At 55.8% G+C, this 17,113-nt stretch carries 12 protein-coding genes; 8 read left to right on the top strand and 4 right to left on the bottom strand.

Features of this window, described 5'->3' with window-relative positions; all coding sequences use genetic code 11:
* Positions 1 to 200: 200 nt before the first annotated feature.
* The gene (locus Pla52o_RS18420; RefSeq protein ID WP_146596104.1) at positions 201 to 1,037 is read right to left on the bottom strand and encodes a pyruvate, water dikinase regulatory protein; all 837 of its coding nucleotides are present in this window, start codon (positions 1,035 to 1,037) and stop codon (positions 201 to 203) included.
* A gap of 432 nt (positions 1,038 to 1,469) precedes the next feature.
* Here Pla52o_RS18420 and ppsA point away from each other — a divergent pair, with 432 nt between their 5' ends.
* Positions 1,470 to 3,896 carry a phosphoenolpyruvate synthase gene (gene ppsA / locus Pla52o_RS18415; protein WP_146596103.1) on the top strand — a complete coding sequence of 809 codons (2,427 nt, stop codon included), beginning with the start codon at positions 1,470 to 1,472 and terminating at the stop codon, positions 3,894 to 3,896.
* 255 nt (positions 3,897 to 4,151) lie between these two features.
* Here ppsA and Pla52o_RS18410 read toward each other — a convergent pair whose 3' ends face one another.
* The gene (locus Pla52o_RS18410; protein ID WP_146596102.1) at positions 4,152 to 4,721 is read right to left on the bottom strand and encodes a TerB family tellurite resistance protein; all 570 of its coding nucleotides are present in this window, start codon (positions 4,719 to 4,721) and stop codon (positions 4,152 to 4,154) included.
* A 250-nt stretch (positions 4,722 to 4,971) separates the two neighbouring features.
* Here Pla52o_RS18410 and Pla52o_RS18405 point away from each other — a divergent pair, with 250 nt between their 5' ends.
* The 5 genes from Pla52o_RS18405 (at position 4,972) to Pla52o_RS18385 (ending at position 10,021) form a co-directional block, all read left to right on the top strand.
* On the top strand, positions 4,972 to 6,852 hold the full coding sequence (locus Pla52o_RS18405) for a heavy metal translocating P-type ATPase (protein WP_146596101.1): 1,881 nt from the start codon (positions 4,972 to 4,974) through the stop codon (positions 6,850 to 6,852).
* A 295-nt stretch (positions 6,853 to 7,147) separates the two neighbouring features.
* Positions 7,148 to 7,507, top strand: a complete 360-nt coding sequence (locus Pla52o_RS18400) for a SpoIIAA family protein (RefSeq protein WP_146596100.1) — start codon at positions 7,148 to 7,150, stop codon at positions 7,505 to 7,507.
* Positions 7,508 to 7,707: 200 nt separating this feature from the next.
* Positions 7,708 to 7,977 carry a hypothetical protein gene (locus Pla52o_RS18395; RefSeq protein WP_146596099.1) on the top strand — a complete coding sequence of 90 codons (270 nt, stop codon included), beginning with the start codon at positions 7,708 to 7,710 and terminating at the stop codon, positions 7,975 to 7,977.
* A 52-nt stretch (positions 7,978 to 8,029) separates the two neighbouring features.
* Positions 8,030 to 8,959 (top strand): universal stress protein, encoded by a 930-nt coding sequence (locus Pla52o_RS18390; RefSeq protein ID WP_146596098.1) that lies wholly within the window; start codon positions 8,030 to 8,032, stop codon positions 8,957 to 8,959.
* A 159-nt stretch (positions 8,960 to 9,118) separates the two neighbouring features.
* Positions 9,119 to 10,021 (top strand): universal stress protein, encoded by a 903-nt coding sequence (locus Pla52o_RS18385; protein WP_146596097.1) that lies wholly within the window; start codon positions 9,119 to 9,121, stop codon positions 10,019 to 10,021.
* A 127-nt stretch (positions 10,022 to 10,148) separates the two neighbouring features.
* On the opposite strand, the gene Pla52o_RS18380 is transcribed toward Pla52o_RS18385, so the two are convergent.
* On the bottom strand, positions 10,149 to 11,099 hold the full coding sequence (locus Pla52o_RS18380; RefSeq protein WP_146596096.1) for a universal stress protein: 951 nt from the start codon (positions 11,097 to 11,099) through the stop codon (positions 10,149 to 10,151).
* 453 nt (positions 11,100 to 11,552) lie between these two features.
* On the opposite strand from Pla52o_RS18380, the gene Pla52o_RS18375 reads away from it, so the two are divergent.
* Both Pla52o_RS18375 and Pla52o_RS18370 read left to right on the top strand, forming a co-directional pair.
* Positions 11,553 to 13,250 (top strand): Na/Pi cotransporter family protein, encoded by a 1,698-nt coding sequence (locus Pla52o_RS18375; protein WP_146596095.1) that lies wholly within the window; start codon positions 11,553 to 11,555, stop codon positions 13,248 to 13,250.
* Between the two features lie 172 nt (positions 13,251 to 13,422).
* Positions 13,423 to 15,705 (top strand): TIGR00730 family Rossman fold protein, encoded by a 2,283-nt coding sequence (locus Pla52o_RS18370; RefSeq protein WP_146596094.1) that lies wholly within the window; start codon positions 13,423 to 13,425, stop codon positions 15,703 to 15,705.
* Between the two features lie 33 nt (positions 15,706 to 15,738).
* On the opposite strand, the gene Pla52o_RS18365 is transcribed toward Pla52o_RS18370, so the two are convergent.
* Positions 15,739 to 17,094: a diadenylate cyclase gene (locus Pla52o_RS18365; protein WP_146596093.1), complete on the bottom strand. Its 1,356-nt coding sequence runs from the start codon at positions 17,092 to 17,094 to the stop codon at positions 15,739 to 15,741.
* Positions 17,095 to 17,113 lie beyond the last annotated feature (19 nt).

Genomic DNA, 17,113 nt, shown 5'->3' with positions numbered 1-17,113 from the left:
TCTGGATTGATTGGGAACGGGACCCCACTTGCAATGTGCCTTTGGGATCGCTCCTCTGCTTCCTCTTGTCATCGCAATTGGTGTACCGAACCTCGTTAGCTCGTCGGAATTAAGAGCAATTTCTTAACGCGTCAATTCGTCAAAAAAGGTCGGCAATGAATGCACCTTCCCTGACAATGTCTCGGCAATGACGAAGCGGATCATAGTTGCGATGGCTTCCTGCCCCGCCGTCGCGGCAGCATCTCAACCACGCGATCGGCGACCTCTTCGGTCGCCTTGTACGAGACGTCCAGGCATTCCCAATGATGCTCGAGCATGACCGATCGAATCTCACGGAGCTCGGCTTGAATGTCTCTCAAGTTGGCATAGTGTGGAACGGGACGATTGCTCATGCGGTCCAATCGATTCTGGCGGATGTATTCCAAATGGGCTGCGTTCATCGTTAAACCGATCACACGCCGCGAATTCAAACGCAGCAATTCGGTGGGCAATGGGTGGTTGGGGATCAGCGGAACATTGGCCGCTCGAATCCCGCGAAACGCGAGGTAGAAACACGTCACGCTCTTGGAAGTGCGCGAGGCACCGACCAACACGACATCGGCCTTCTTCAATTCCGAGATCCGTTTTCCATCGTCATGAGCCAAGGTGAAATCCATTGCCGCCATTCGGTCCAATTGGTCGCGGTGCAGCTCGTACAACAACCCGGCACGCCCGCGTGGTTGGCGGTGCAAGTGGTCGCCCACCAACGCCAACGATGGTCCCAGCACGTCAATGCAAGGCACGGCCAGACGCCGCACCTCGGATTGGACCGCTTGTCGGATTTTGGGGTCGACGAGTGAATGACAGATCACCGCCCCCATCGAGGATGCCTCTCGGACCACCTTCAACGCCTTGTCAGTACTGCGAATCCCTGTCTTAGGAATCATTTCGACTTCATTGTCGGGAAACTGGGCCAACGTGGCGCGGAGCAATTGTTCGGCCGTACGACCGGTACCGCCCGAGAGGATGATGATCGGTAATGATTGGGTTGTCGTCATTCGCGTCGCCGCCGAGATAGGTTCGAGATGAGTTTCTTGCGGGCCTCACTTGCAGATTCAATGCCAGCAACCAGCGGACCACACGAAATCTGGCTTCACACTCGACTGACGCCGTCTTGCATCGGAGCCCCATGGAATCTTTCCCGTCGTTATCTCCCCCCTTTGCGGAGGAACGAGACGCCATGGCGCGACGCAAAGCGATCTCCGGGGCGGAACTGGGGGGAATCGGAAGGGCTCCGCTGAGCGGGCTGTGCGTTGTGGCTGTGCGAATCTGACCCACCGAGTCCTGCAAGTGGTGTGTATTGTCACACCGAGATTCGCCGCGAACCGCGAAAGTCAGACGCTCGGCAAATGGAACGGACGTTGCGGTAGCCTGAGTGCAAAGCGATCCACGAATTCATCCCGTTCTTGACTCGTATTGTGAGCCTTCCCATGAGTACGTCTGTTGTTACGTCGGCCGGTTTGATTCGCTGGTTCGATCAAGTCGGGATGGATGATGTCGATATCGTGGGAGGGAAAAACGCATCGCTTGGCGAGATGTATCGCGAGTTGACACCGCATGGGATTCGCATTCCCAATGGATTCGCGACCACGGCGGATGCGTATCGCACTTTCCTTAACGAGTCCGGGTTGGATGAGAAGATCCCGCAAATTTTAAGCGGCATGAACGCCTCTGATGTGGACAGCTTGCAGCATCACGGCATTTTGATTCGCCACATGATCTTGGACACGCCCTTGCCGGATGCTTTGGCCGGGGCCATTGTCCAAGCGTACCACGATCTTTGTCGCCCGCGGGGTGACTTGGCCGACGTTGCGGTGCGCAGCAGCGCGACGGCCGAAGATTTGCCGGATGCCAGCTTTGCCGGTCAACAGGAAACGTACTTGAACGTCCGCGGCCAAGCGTCATTGTTGGATGCGTGTCGCCGCTGTTTTGCATCCTTGTTTACTGACCGCGCAATCTCGTACCGTGTCCATCACGGATACGATCACATGCAAGTGGCTTTATCGATCGGCATCCAACGCATGGTGCGATCGGATTTAGCGACCTCGGGCGTGATGTTTTCGATCGATACCGAAAGCGGATTTCGCGACGCCGTGCTAATTAATGCCGCTTATGGTTTGGGAGAAAATGTCGTCCAAGGCGCGGTCAATCCAGACGAATACTACGTCTTCAAACCCACGCTACACTCAGGCTTTCGCCCGATTATCAAGAAGTCGCTCGGGTCCAAGGCGTTGAAGATGGTGTACGACGTCGGCGGCAGTAAAATGACAAAGAATGTGCCCGTACCGGAGGAGCAAGCCAATCGCTTTGCGCTCCAAGACGACGACATCTTACAACTGGCCCATTGGGCCTGCGAGATTGAAAAGCATTACACACAGCGGCGAGGCCACTTTTGTCCAATGGACATGGAATGGGCGAAAGATGGGAATAGCGGCGAGTTGTTCATTGTCCAGGCTCGACCCGAAACCGTCCAATCGCTCAAGGTCATCACGAAGCTCCAGCGGTACCACCTGAAACAGCGGTCGCATCCACTTTTAACGGGACGTTCGGTGGGTGAGAAGATCGCATCGGGGCCGGTCCGGCTGGTCCGCGACGTTCATGGCTTGGCGGCGTTTCGCGAGGGAGAAATTCTTGTTACCGACAAAACCGACCCCGATTGGGAACCGGTGATGAAGCGGGCCGCAGGGATCATCACGAACCGCGGCGGCCGCACTTGTCACGCCGCCATTGTCAGTCGCGAGCTGGGGGTGCCTGCGATCGTGGGCACCTTGAACGCCACCAACGTCCTGCAAGATGGACAACAGGTTACGATTAGTTGCGCCGAAGGAGAGACCGGGATCGTCTACGAAGGGGAGTTGCCATTTGAGATCGAAACCACGGATCTGACCTCGATGAAACGACCGGAAACCAAAATCATGATGAACGTCGGTGCCCCCGATCAAGTATTTGCGTTGGCCGCAATTCCCAACGATGGGGTTGGCTTGGCTCGACAAGAATTCATCATCACGAACACAGTGAAAGTGCACCCCCAAGCGCTGCTCGAGTTTGACCAATTGGATCCGCCGACGAAGGCGTTGGTGGACGAGGCAACCGCCGGATATCGTGACAAACCGCAGTTTTATATCGATCGATTGGCCGAAGGGGTTGCAATGATTGCAGCCGCGTTTTATCCCAAGGACGTGATCCTACGACTCAGCGATTTCAAGACCAGCGAATACGCCAATCTGATCGGCGGGGCTGCCTACGAACCTCACGAAGCCAACCCGATGATCGGATTCCGCGGCGCATCACGCTATTACCATCCACGCTTCCAAGCCGCATTTGGCTTGGAATGCAAGGCCGTTCAAAAGGTGCGGCAAGAGATGGGGCTGCGCAACTTGAAGCTGATGATTCCGTTTTGCCGCACGATCGAAGAAGCGCACAAGGTGCAAGCCGAAATGGCAAAATTTGGCTTGGTTCGAGGTCAAGACGAACTCGAACTGTATGTGATGTGCGAAGTTCCCAGCAACGTGATCCTGGCCGATCAGTTTGCCGAGCTTTTTGATGGGTTCTCGATCGGATCGAATGATTTGACCCAGTTGACGTTGGGCGTCGATCGCGACTCGGAGATCGTCGCTGACCTATTCAACGAGCGAAATGACGCCGTCAAACGATCGATTGCATCGTTGATCAAAACGGCCAAGGCTCACGGGGTGAAGGTTGGAATCTGTGGGCAAGCGCCGAGCGATTATCCCGAGTTTGCAGAATTCTTGGTCAATCTGGGGATCGATAGCATGTCGCTCACCCCCGACGCGGTGTTGAAGACCCGTCTGCATGTGCTGAAGGCGGAAGAACAGCGATTCGAACCTACGTTTTAGTACCCTTCGATGAGCTTCGCGCCCCTTTACTTCGCGCCCCTTTACTTCGCGCCCCGTCACTTCGCGTCCCGTCACTTCGCGTCCCGTCACTTCGCGTCCCGTCACTTCGCGTCCCGTCACGCCCTTTATGCGTGCGGTATCGCACACGCAAAGGGACACTGCCGCTCACTCTTTCGAGGACGACCGGCGTCCTGTTTCACGGGACGGGAAGATTTTCCAGATCAGCTAGCGGGAAGAGAAGCGAACCGCGGAGCATCACCGCGCGAGTGTTTGTTCGAGTTCGTTGAGCACCCGTTTTTCATCGGCGCTTACCTTACCGAACCCCAGCACCCCGCCGGCAGCATTGGCGACCGCTTGGGCGCGTCCGATGAGATCGCTGCGGAGTGCCGCTTGCGTCTCGACGCTCATCTGATCCATGACGGCGGCGATGTAGTGTTGCCAAGTGGTGATGAGCTTCCGACTCGGTTTGACCGACAGCCATTGTTCCAACAATGCTGCAGCCGGGCTGTCACTCGTGATTCCCTTTTCTTTGGCTGCCTCGATGATCGGACTACGTTCCTCGGGGGCAACGTTTCCATCGGCCCAGGCCACGAGGACTAAGGGAACCAACGAGATCGCCGCGATCGACTCAGCCGACGCGCCCGCGGCAAGAAGTTCATCGAGCAGATCGGGATTGGTGATTCCGGTGGCTTCTTGCAATTGCTTGCGATCGGACTGCAACGCGTCCTTGGCCTTCAATTCGGCCAATAACCGCTTGTCGACGCGGCGGAAAAACTCGTCTTCTAATGCCTGGCCACGCTCACTAAACGCATCTTTGCTCATCATTTTTCCTTAGCAAGAGTCTGGCAGCCGCGGTTGTCGTCACTTGTGATGGATTGCGAGGGCCGCCGGTCGGTCGCGAGGACTGAAGTGCAAGCCTTGTGCCAATTCACGGCTCCGCCGCTTGCAATGGATCTCTTTGCGCTGCGGGCTGGTCACCATGGGAAGCAGTCGATCTAATTCAAAATCGAGCAAGCGGCACCGCTGCGCCGCATCTGCGCTCGCTCGTCCACCTTAAAACCAGTCCCACAATCCGATGCCCGCAACCCCAACCCATGCTGCTGAGACTGAGACCGCGGTAAGTCGAAAGCAAAGTTCGATTGCGCTGCTTGCGATTGTAGCGATCGTCGTACATCTGATCTTGCGATTCCTGATCCATGCGGATCCGTTTGTCACCGAATTACCGCTCAAGGTCGCGGTGATCCTCGGAGGCGTACCGTTGGTGTGGGAGTTGGGAGTTAAGTTGTTGCATCGCGAGTTCGGGTCCGATTTATTGGCAGGGATTTCCATCGTGACCTCGGTGCTGTTGGACGAGTATCTGGCGGGGGCACTGGTCGTGTTGATGCTCTCTGGAGGCGAAGCCTTAGAAGGCTACGCGGTTCGCAGCGCGTCATCGGTGTTGCATGCGTTGGCGAAACGAATGCCCTCGATCGCCCACCGCAAACAGGGTTCGACACTCCAGGAGGTCGAATTGGATGCGGTTCAGATTGGAGACACGTTGCTGGTCCTGCCACATGAAATTTGTCCGATCGACGGCACCGTCGTCGCGGGTCATGGCGTGATGGACGAATCCTTCTTGACCGGCGAACCGTACATGATGTCCAAAACACCTGGTTCGAGCGTTTTGTCGGGTTCAGTCAACGGCGAGTCCGCGCTGACGATTCGCGCCGACCGATTGGCCGTCGATTCACGCTATGCCCAAATCATGCAAGTGATGCAGTCGTCCGAGCAGCATCGACCAAGGATTCGGCGATTGGGGGATCAATTGGGCGCCTTCTACACTCCGCTTGCGGTGGCGCTGGGGGTTGCGGCATGGATTGTTTCGGGCGACCCAATCCGCTTCCTTGCGGTGATGGTGGTGGCCACTCCCTGTCCGCTTTTGATTGCCATTCCGGTAGCGATCATCGGATCGATTTCGCTTGCCGCGCGGCGAGCCATCATTGTGCGAGATCCCACGGTGCTAGAACAGGTCGATGCGTGCAAGACGATTATTTTTGACAAGACGGGGACTTTGACTTACGGCAAGCCACAGTTGACCGAACAAATTTGTGCGCCGTCCTACCAACCCGCTGACGTCCTCGCATTGGTCGCCAGCCTCGAGCAGTATTCCAAACATCCATTGGCGGAAGCCATTGTGGACGCGGGACGCGAAGCGCGAGTCGTGCTGCAGGAAACCAGCCAAATGAGTGAGCGTCCTGGGGAAGGCCTCCGCGGCATCGTCGCTGGGAAAGAAATCCGCGTTACCAGTCGGCAAAAATACGTTGCGCAAAATCCTGCGGTGGTCGATTCATTGCCGCCCCAAGTCGGCGGTTTAGAATGTCTGATTTTGATCGATGGCGTGTACGCTGCGACCTATCGATTGAGGGATGCGCCGCGCCAAGAGGGCGCCTTGTTTGTCGATCATTTAGCGCGTCGTCACGGTATCGATCGAGTCGTGTTGCTCTCGGGCGATCGTGAATCGGAAGTTCAGTACTTGGCGGACTTGGTCGGCATTGACGAATACTATGGTGGCCAGAGTCCCGAGGACAAACTCGACTTCGTGCGACGCGAAACCGAGCGGGTGACGACGATCTTTGTCGGCGATGGTATCAACGACGCGCCGGCCCTAATGGCAGCAACCATCGGAATTGCCTTTGGCCAGAACAGCGATGTGACCAGCCAGGCCGCTGGGGTGGTGATCATGGACAGCTCGCTTGCCAAAGTGGACGAGTTTATGCATATCAGCCGTCGGATGCGCTCCATCGCATTGCAGAGCGCCGTAGGCGGGATGGCACTCAGTGTCGTGGGGATGTTGATTGCCTCGGCGGGCTACCTGCCCCCGGTCGCCGGCGCGCTGGCCCAGGAGGTGATTGACGTCGTTGCCGTGCTCAATGCGTTGCGAGTGGCGATCCCTCCCAAATCATTGGTCGATTTCTAAGTCATTCTCGACGCCGTTTCGACGAGTGTGCCGTTTCCGCACATCTTGTTTGCAACACGCTCGTTTGTCGCCGTCAATCGTTGTGTAGCCAAAGCACAATCGAGTTGGCATGGAAGCTGCATGCGATCACGGTCGCCTGGCCCCCCCCTGTCCTCGATGTTGGTAGGCACCCTCGATGTTGATAGGCACTGGAATGCACTGGAGCGGCGCCGCGGTGGGGGACGCTAGATCAAGACGGAGCGGAATTTCATGTTTTTGTGTTTTAGAAACTGCGTTCATTTGAAAGGAAAAGAGGATGTCATTTTTGATCACCGAAACCGCTGTTGATAACATCATTGAGGTCCGAGCCACGGGGAAGTTGACCAAGGAGGCATACGAACAATTTGTGCCCATGACGGATGACAAGATCAAAGAGTATGGGAAGATTCGCATCCTGTTTGTGATGGAAGATTTTCATGGTTGGAGTGCGGGCGCGGCGTGGGAGGACTTCAAGTTTGACCTCAAGCACTTCAATCACATCGAGCGGTTGGCGATTGTGGGTGAAACCAAATGGGAGAAAGGGATGTCGGTGTTCTGCCGCCCCTTTACGACTGCGAAGATCAAATACTTTGATCACAGCGAGCTGGAAAAGGCGCGACGGTGGATTGAAGAATAGGGTCCACCGGGATTCGACCGGCGATGTTGTCCCCAGCCAAGCCACCATCGCAACTCGCCGCATTCTTTTTTGGACCGTTTTTCCCGCGATGGCACAGTTCGTGCTTTAGAAGTCCCTGTGCATGCATCCCGAGACGCGATGGACACGATTTAACGCCACTCACTTCACGCCAGCCACTCAATTCACGGCAGAAAATACCCATGTTCAGAAAGAAGAAGAGCCAAGTCGTTGCAACTTTGATTCGCGAACTCAAACAGGAGCGTGACGAGCTGAAGGTGAAAGTGCATCTCGGTAAGATGGAACTTCAACAAGAATGGAAGGTTCTCGATGACAAGCTCGACTCCTTGGTGCACCGTTTTGATCCCTTGAAGCACGCCGTTGATGAATCGGCCGAGGATGTCTGGGATTCCTTGAAGTTGGTCGGTAGCGAGATCAGTGACGGATTTAAACGGATTCGCAAATCACTTTGAGCCCCTCGGGTATCGTCCATCATAGGATGGACGCAGCACAGGAGCGTTGTCGATGAAGCGGTTTAGGAAGATCCTCGTTGCTACTGACTCTCGTCTGGACAAGCACCCCGTTCTGAATGCGGCTGCGGAGGTCGCCATTCATAACGAAGCTTCTTTGCAGGTGGTGGATGTCGTTCCCGACTTTTCCTGGGCAGCCCGCTTGGCGATTCAGGACCATGAACACTTGCAAACCCTGATGCGACAAGAGAAAAGGGAGCAGCTCGAGGCTCTTGCCGCCCCGCTTCGTGACCGTGGTGTCGAGGTGCATACCAAACTATTGGAGGGCAAGACGTCGGTCGAGATCGTTCGTGAAGTCATCCGAGGCGAACATGATTTGGTGATGGCGGTCTCCAAAGGGGACCACAGTCGTCACCGCAGCTTCTTTGGTCACACCGCACGGCGTTTGTTACGACATTGCCCCGCGGTGACTTGGTTAGTCGCGGCCGATGCAGTGTCCCAAGTCAGGCACGTTTTGGCTTGCGTCGACACGTCCTCGGACCATCCGTTGGATGCCGAATTGAACGAGAAAGTTTACGAACTGGCTTCCTCTATCCATATTTTTCAAGCGTCAAAGTTCTCGGTCCTTCACGCTTGGTCGATCCAGGAAGAGTCAACTCTCCGCTCGCGGTTGAAGCCCGAAACGCTCGCGGAATACGAGCGGAACGAGCGAACCCATCGTGAAAAATTGCTGGACACGTTCCTGCACCAATACGAATCGAGCGATACCAGTGCCCATGTTCACCTCATCAAGGGCAAGACGTCCGAAGTGGTCGGTAACTTTGTCCGTGACAACGCTGTCGACTTGGTGGTGATGGGCACGGTCGCTCGCTCAGGTTTGATCGGATTGGTGATCGGGAATACGTCCGAAACGATCCTTGATCTGCTTCATTGCTCGGTACTCGCAGTTAAACCGTACCAGTTCAAATCTCCGATCCAGCTTTGAAACGCATGGGAGCCGAGGATTGGTCAAAAATTCGCCGACCTCACGCCGAGTGCTTACTGACGGCACTCGGGGGAGATCAAATGATACGAAAGTTGGGGGCCGATACGGTGTCGCTTCATTGGACGCCCATGTCACGATAACAGAGGAGAAAAAACGAAGATGAAAGTTCTACTTGCAAGCGATGGCTCGTCGATGGCCATCAACGCTGCTCGTTTTCTAGGTGAGCTTGAGTTCGATAGCAAGTTGCAGCTCACCGTGTTGACGGTTTCGCTGCTTCCGGAACTCAGCATTCGCGGCAATATTCAAAATCCGGAATGGGACCAACGTGAACGGGAATTCGTGGCGAGCCATCACGCCGAACTCGAAGGATGGTTAGCCGGTCGGTGTGAACGCGGCTTTTCTAAGCTGCGACAAACCGGCAATGCCGCCCAGGCGATCTTGCAAGTATCCAAACGAATCGTGGCCGATTTGATCGTTGTCGGTGCCGTGGGACACTCCGTGGTTAGCCGCATGTTGTTGGGGAGTGTGTCCGACAATGTCGCAACGCATGCCGATTGCTCGGTGCTTGTCGTCCGCCCCCGCGGAGAGGCAACCTCCGCGAAGGTGCCGGCAAGAAAAATTTCGCTCGCTTATGATGGATCGCCTGCCGCGCACGAAGCGGTCCATGAAATCATGAGCATGAGGTGGGATCCCGGTACCGAAATGAACGTGGTCTCGGTGGCGCCGACGTACGACTATTTGATGGGCGATGCGTTGACACCCGCTGTGCTGACGGACGCTGAAATGGAGTTCAAACGGATGCAGGACAAGGCGGAGTATCAGGCAAAACAAATCGCAACGACCCTGCCCCATACCCGGACTCAAGTCGTCAGTGCACAGCACGCTGGCGAGGCGATTGTGAGTGTCGTCGATCAAAACCAAAGCGACCTTGTCGTGCTCGGTGAAACCGGACACAGTCGGTTGCACGATTGGTTTCTGGGAAGCACCACAAAGTACGTACTTCGCCATGCGCCTTGCAGTGTGTGGATTTCTCGTCATCACCGAACGGCTGCGGGAGAGTGACGATGACGCGTTTCACTGGAAAACAAAGCGAAGCATCTCACCTTCCGCACTCGCTGTTTTGAGGTACCCGCGGCGTGGCAGTTGAGTTGTCAGCGGATGCCCCGTACGTTCCCAAACTCGCTCAAGCTCAGCCGTGGGGTTCGAGCGTCACGGGTGATTGAAAGTCTCGTGGTTTTATCGCCAAAATTGAACAGGAAAGAAGGGGCAATAGTCGCTCGGCGGTGTTGCCGGTGATCAAACCCGAGATGCCCGTTCGTGCGATCGTTCCCATCACCAGCAATTCGACGTTCTCCTCTTCGATACAGTGCCAAATTGCTAAGTCTGGGGCCCGGGTCGAAAAGTGCACTTGAGCTTCATGAGCCAAATGAAACTTGGCCAATTGCTCCGCGATCTGTTTTTCTGCATTCTGACGGTACTGTTCCGCCGAATCCAGCGAAACCAAGGTCGGAAAGATGTTGTCGTAATTCGCGTACTCGGCCGCATGCAACACATGCAACTTGGCGTGGTGGATTTTTGCCAACGAGCAGCCCAATTCCATCGCGTCATTTCCAACTGACCTCAAGTCGTGGGCGACCAAGATGGAGTGAAGGATCCGGTCGGGCGTGGGTCTTGTGACCCAAACCGCACAGGGACATTTTCGCAACAGTTTGATTGCGGTGCTGCCGGCCAAAAACGGTCTCGGCTGGCTCGTGTCCTTGGCTCCGACAATGACTAAATCATGATGTTTGCGAAGCACCTGCCGAATCGCCTCGACCCAGCTTTTCCCAAACACCACCCGGCTTTCCGCTGCGATCCCTTCGCTCTCCGCCTGATGAACCAATTTTGCCATCACTTCCTTGGCATGATCTCGAACCGTCTGCTGGCCGTGATCATTCTGAATCAAAACTTGAGTGTTGGCATCGAGATTGGCCGCCCAAGAAGGCAGGACATGCAGAAAGTTTAGTTGCGCATCGTTGGCTTTCGCCAGCCAAGTGCCGCGCGCGACGGCCTCTTCGGAGGCGGACGGCACTCGCTCCGAAACGAGACGATCTCCCTCCGCTAAAGCTACGCCGACCAAAATGGATTTGAATCGTTTCATTTCAACTCACCTTTGTTTCGCCGAGATTAAAGCCGAGGGTAGTGGCCGCTTCCTTGTTCTCCTGGGGCGATTGAAAGGCAAATGATGTGCCACCATCGTGCGCTGCCAGTCGGGGCGATCCCGCGCGGTAACAATAGCGATGGCCGGTTTATAGGTGTGCGGTTTTGAGGCATCTTGTATCGCAAAAGCGTCTGTGCACGTGCCAATCCGCACGCAGCGAATGACTGGACCGATGGGGGGACTCGACCGGCGTTTGCGAACGCCGGTTTGGCACGATGAATGCAATCAATCACTGCGATGTTATGGGAGACCATTGTCAACGTTCCGCGGTAACTTTCCATTGCCGCCCCGATCGTTCGTCGAAACTCAACCGCCCATATCCCATTGTGTTTGATACGTTCCAACACCGTTCACTCGCATCCACGCAGTTCGCCCCCAAAAAGGTTTTCGTTCATGCCGATCAGCAGCGTCGAATGTGCAGGGCTTGTGACCGGGTTCGCAGGCGGTTTGGCCCTGTTTCTATTTGGCATGCAACAGATGAGCGAGAGTCTCAAAACGGTTGCGGGCAGCAGCATGAAGAACCTGCTGGGGCGATTGACGGCGAATCGGTTCACTGCCGCCATCGCGGGCGTGATCGTTACCGCCGTGATTCAATCCTCTTCCGTTACCACGGTGTTGGTCGTTGGGTTTGTCTCCGCTGGATTATTGACGCTTGGCCAATCGATTGGCGTCATTATCGGCGCGAATGTGGGGACGACGATCACGGCGCAGGTAATTGCATTTAATGTCTATCAGTACGGCCTATTGCTGATTGCGGCTGGATTCCTCTGGAATGTCGTGACGACGGGTGAGCGGAGCAAGCAATGGGGAATGGTCTTGATTGGGCTGGGGATGATCTTCTTTGGGATGGAGTTGATGAGCGGCGCGACCGGTCCGTTACGTCAATGGCCTCCCTTCATTAACGCGTTACAGGGGATGCAGAATCCGCTGCTTAGCATTCTGATTGGCGCGTTGTTCACAGCCATCGTGCAAAGTTCCTCGGCGACAACAGGGATTGTGATCGTGTTGGCGGGCCAGGGACTGATTTCACTTGAATCGGGGATTGGGCTGATCTTTGGTGCCAACATTGGAACCTGTGTGACCGTGCTCCTGTCGGCTCTTGGGCGGCCGCGTGAAGCGGTCCAAGCTGCCTGGATCCATATCCTGTTCAATATCGGCGGCGTCTTGTTGTGGATGTTTTTTATTCCCGCGTTTGCACAATTGGTGCGGAGTGTTTCGCCTACAACTTCGGGCCTTGACGGGGCCGTTCGGTTGGCTGTCGACACGCCACGCCAACTCGCCAACGCGCATACGCTATTCAATGTCGGAAACGCCTTCGTCTTCATTTGGTTTACCGGGCCGTTAGCGAAGTTGGTCGATCGTCTTGTCCCCGAGCGGAAGGAACCCATTGGGATTTGTCCTCAGTTCCTGGACAAGATGTACTTGGAAAACCCTGCGGTGGCGTTGGATCAAGTGCGTCGCGAACTCGTCCGGCTTGCCGAATTAAACCGAGACATGTTAGAGCGATCGCTTGAGATCGCAACCAAGGGGACACCGCGGGACATCAACCGTCTTCGTCGGGCCGAAGACGATGTGGACACGCTGCACGGTGCGATCATTCTCTACCTGGCAAAACTGTCGCAGAAGAATCTCGTCTCTCCCCAATCGACGCAGTTGCACCAATATATCGGCATTGCCAACTACTTGGAAAATATCGGCGATGTGATTGAAAACAATGTGCTCGTGGACGCCTTGAAACGCATCCGATTGGGAGTCGTTGTCAGCACCGCAACCACGGAGGTGTTACGGACGGTTCACGAAAAAGTGCTGTGGTCATTTGATTGTTCGTGCGAAGCTTTGCGCCATGGAGATTTGGAATCCGCGCGTGTTGCAATCGAAAGCAAAACGAAAGTAAACGAATTAGCCGAGCTGGCAACCTCTCATCTCGCCAGACGACTGATCGCTTACGAACCCAATCGGCTCGCTGCGTTTAAAGTCGAAACCGACATCATCGAAAATCTAAAACGAATCCACACGCTGACGCGGCGAATCGCCCGCGTGGTATTGGCCGATGCAACGGAAACATCCGAATCGGAATCGCAACATCGCTAACCCCGCTCGAAACGCTCCCGATGACTTTGCCGATGCCTCCATTGACGTCGGTAACCTCATCACGCTGGCATGAAAGGTGCAATGCGGATGCGGGGTGCCGATGGTAAATCCCGTTGCCACTGGGATTTCGCATGAATTATTGAATTTGACATCATGAGAGAGAAATGGTGGGATGATGAAAATCACGTTTCTGGGCGCTAACCAAAACGTCACCGGGTCGCGTTACCTGTTAGAGGTCGCGGGAAAACAAGTCTTGGTCGACTGTGGCATGGTCCAGGAACGCGAATTTCTTTCGCGGAACTGGGAACCGTGCCCGCTCGCGGCGGACCGTCTCGATGCATTGGTGGTGACGCATGCGCACATCGACCACATCGGGCTGATTCCAAAATTGGTCGCCGAGGGTTTCCGAGGTCGTATCTACGCGACCCGGCCAACGGTTGCCTTGGCCGATGTGATGTTAAGGGACTCTGCGAAGATTCAAGTGGAGGACGCTCGTTACAAACGACGTCGGCATCGCAAGGAAGGACGTAGCGGGCTGCATCGTGTGAAACCGCTCTATACGGAAAAGGATGTCGAGAAAGCGATCCCGCTTTTTCGTGGGGTCGATTATCGCGTGCCAATGGAGATCGTGCCTGGGGTGACGGTGACTTGGCACGATGCAGGACACATTCTTGGTTCGGCGTCTCTTGAAATCTTACTCCAGGAATTGGATTGCCAGCGGACGATTCTGTTCTCCGGGGATCTAGGGCAGCATGATAAACCACTGCTGCACGACCCAACCTATTTTCGAGGTGCGGACTATGTCGTGATGGAATCGACCTACGGGGACCGCGACCATGGGGATCACAGTAGTGTGGAGCAGCAACTCGAAGCCATTGCCAATGACACGTTCAAACGTGGTGGGAATTTGGTGATCCCCGTGTTCGCGGTGGAGCGTGCTCAAGAGATGATGTTCTATTTAAGTCGCTTGGTGCACCATCACCGCATCCCTGCGGTTCAGGTCTTTCTTGACAGCCCGATGGCATACGACGTCACGAACATCTTCCGTCGTTTTACGAGTTGGTTGGACGAAGAAACTCGTCGTGCGATCGAGGCTGACCAGCCGCCACTTCAATTTCCTGGGCTGAGAATCACGCGCACGGTGGAGGAATCGAAGTCGATCAATCGCGTCAAGGAACCCTGTATCATCATGGCACCCTCGGGGATGTGCACGGCGGGACGGATCAAGCATCACCTCCGCAGCAACGTTCGACGTGACGAATCCACGATCTTATTCGTCGGTTTCCAGGCGCGTGGAACCTTGGGACAGCGGCTAGTTTCGGGCGAAAAACAAGTTCGTATCCATGGTCGTGAATATCAAGTGGATGCAAAGATCGAACAGATTTTGAGCTTGTCGGGACACGCCGATCGAACCGGTTTGCTTCAGTGGCTTAGCCACCTCGAGCAACCACCGCGGAAAGTTTTTCTCACTCATGGTGAAGCAAACGTTGCACTCGCATTGAAGAAAAGTATCGAATCGCGGTTCGCATTTGACGTTTTCATCCCCGTCTACCGCAGCGAGCACGTGTTCGAAGTCGCGGGGGAAACGTTGGTCGCGGACCGCGACGGGAATGCCATCGCGGTCACGCGACGGTCGACTCCCGGCGCGGGTGGCGAGACTGGAAACGATGCCGACGATTCGATCGGCGATATCGAGGCCACCAACGGCCGGTTCGACGTGGATCACGTCCACGTGGACGAATTGTTTCCAGGCGTGACTCAGGATCCTGACTTAGAGTTTTTGGACAGCGCGGGACGCCGTCCTATCGATTTTTTACACGATGATCCATGGCGTGTGTTGCGCATTCAAGCCGATCTAATTCAAGGCATCGAGGTGATGACACGGGCGCTGCAAGGACGCCGTCGAGCGGTCGCCTTGTTCGGAAGTTCGCGACTGTCCGAGAGCGACCCGTCGTACCAGTTGGCTCAGCAAACGGCCCAAGCGTTAGGGGAACGTGGGTTCGCGATCATCACCGGTGGTGGCCCTGGATTGATGGAGGCGGGCAACCGCGGGGCGCGTGATGGCGGCAGCCCGTCGATTGGATTGAACATCGAGCTGCCGCACGAACAGTCGTTGAACCCCTATTGTGATGCCTCTTATACTTGTCGCTATTTCTTTGTTCGCAAAATGATGTTTGCCAAGTATGCGTGTGGCTTTCTGATCTTTCCGGGCGGTTTCGGCACGTTGGACGAATTCTTCGAAGCGCTGACCTTGATTCAAACCCGAAAGCTCGCCGCGTTTCCAGTCGTCTTGGTGGGAACCGAGTTCTGGCATCCGCTGGTCGATTGGCTGAAAACGACCGTGTTGCAGAAAACCTGTGTCGACGAGCTGGATTTGCTGCGGTTCCGAATCATGGATGATCCTGATGCGATCGCCGAGTGGTTCGATCAAATCATCGAGGGAGGGTTGCGTTAAACAGGTAACGGTGGCTTCGCAATCCAAAGGAGCTTACCAACGGGTCAACGCAGCTCGCTCCAAGGTCAACACCATGCCTCCCTGCTGGAATAACGTGACCGTTCCAGTGGACTGGCTGACCGTGACTGCGGTCGCTCGCGTCGCCCTCGTGATCGACGCGGCGGCTTGGTGCCGGGCGCCCAAACCACTGGCCAATCCTTGCGCGATGGACTGGGGGATCAAGTACGAACCCGCGGAACGAATCGAACCGTCCGCATCGATGATAAAGGCGCCGTCGAGCAACGCGAACTCTTTGACCGTTTCGGTTAAACCCGGTTCCAGCACATTGCGCAAATTGCGGGCAAATCCATGAAACGGATTGAGCACCAATTGACGAGATTGGCGTGCCACCTGCCGCGTATCGCCGATGACAAACATCGTCCCGATCTGACGTGACTCACGCCCTTCGGATGCGATTTCGATCGCCAACGAGAGCACACGGAGAATGACTTCGGGGCGAACGGTCGTTCCATTGGCTTGAAGCGGGCGGGGGAACACGGCGCGGAAATGGGGCGCCGGCCGTGTCACCGTGATGCTGTCCAAGGCTTGTGCCTGCGATCCGGTGACACAGACAACGTCTCGTTGTTCGTCGACCAATCCATTCGCAGCCGCCAACAGTAATCCCAACTTGGCGCGGTCCATGCGAGACAAACTAGTGTGCATGACGTCCAACAGATGGATGTCCGCTCGTCCCGGCACGAATCCCTCGCACTTCGTTGCGGTCACAATCAGCAATCGTCCAGCCCAGGAGTTCAACGGGGACCATGGCACGGCTTGCCCCGGGTCGAGTACGACCAGGATCGCTTGGGCTGATAACGACGTGGCCAACCCGACGGCGTGGTTGGCAATCGCCAAACTTTGCTGGGGAATCTCCGCTATCGATGCATCTCCTCGGGGGGGCTGCAGGACGCGGTCGATGAACAATTGCTTCAGCTCGCGAGGGTCACTCGCGGTGCTCAATGCGCCGCGAAATTCAGCGTGGCCAAATAATTCGGCCACAGAGCCTAACAGGTCCAAGTGCCTGGACAAGCTCTCCCGACCGACCACCAGCAGCCCAACCAAATGCGGGCTGTCACCCTCACGCACTTGGCTCTCTCCGCACCGGCTCCGCCCGAGCACCAAACGGAAGTGCCCCGGCCAATCGATCTTTGCGTGGTGCAGCGTCAGCCCCGTGTCGGGGATCCCTGGCGTGGTGGCTTCACACCCTTCCATCGCTTTGACCACCTCACTCGGCGAAACGCATTCTCGTTCCCAGTTTACTGCGTCAAACAACTCTTGTAACACACCTTGTCGAGTCGTACCCGACAACTCGACAATGTGCAACGCATCAATGAGTTCTTGAAATTCCACTCTGTTTTCCATTTGCCAC

The sequence above is a fragment of the Novipirellula galeiformis genome (genome assembly GCF_007860095.1).
In the GTDB taxonomy this organism is placed as follows: domain Bacteria; phylum Planctomycetota; class Planctomycetia; order Pirellulales; family Pirellulaceae; genus Novipirellula; species Novipirellula galeiformis.
The sequence above is the reverse complement of the archived record's forward strand: the minus strand, read 5'-3'. Positions and strand labels throughout refer to the sequence as shown.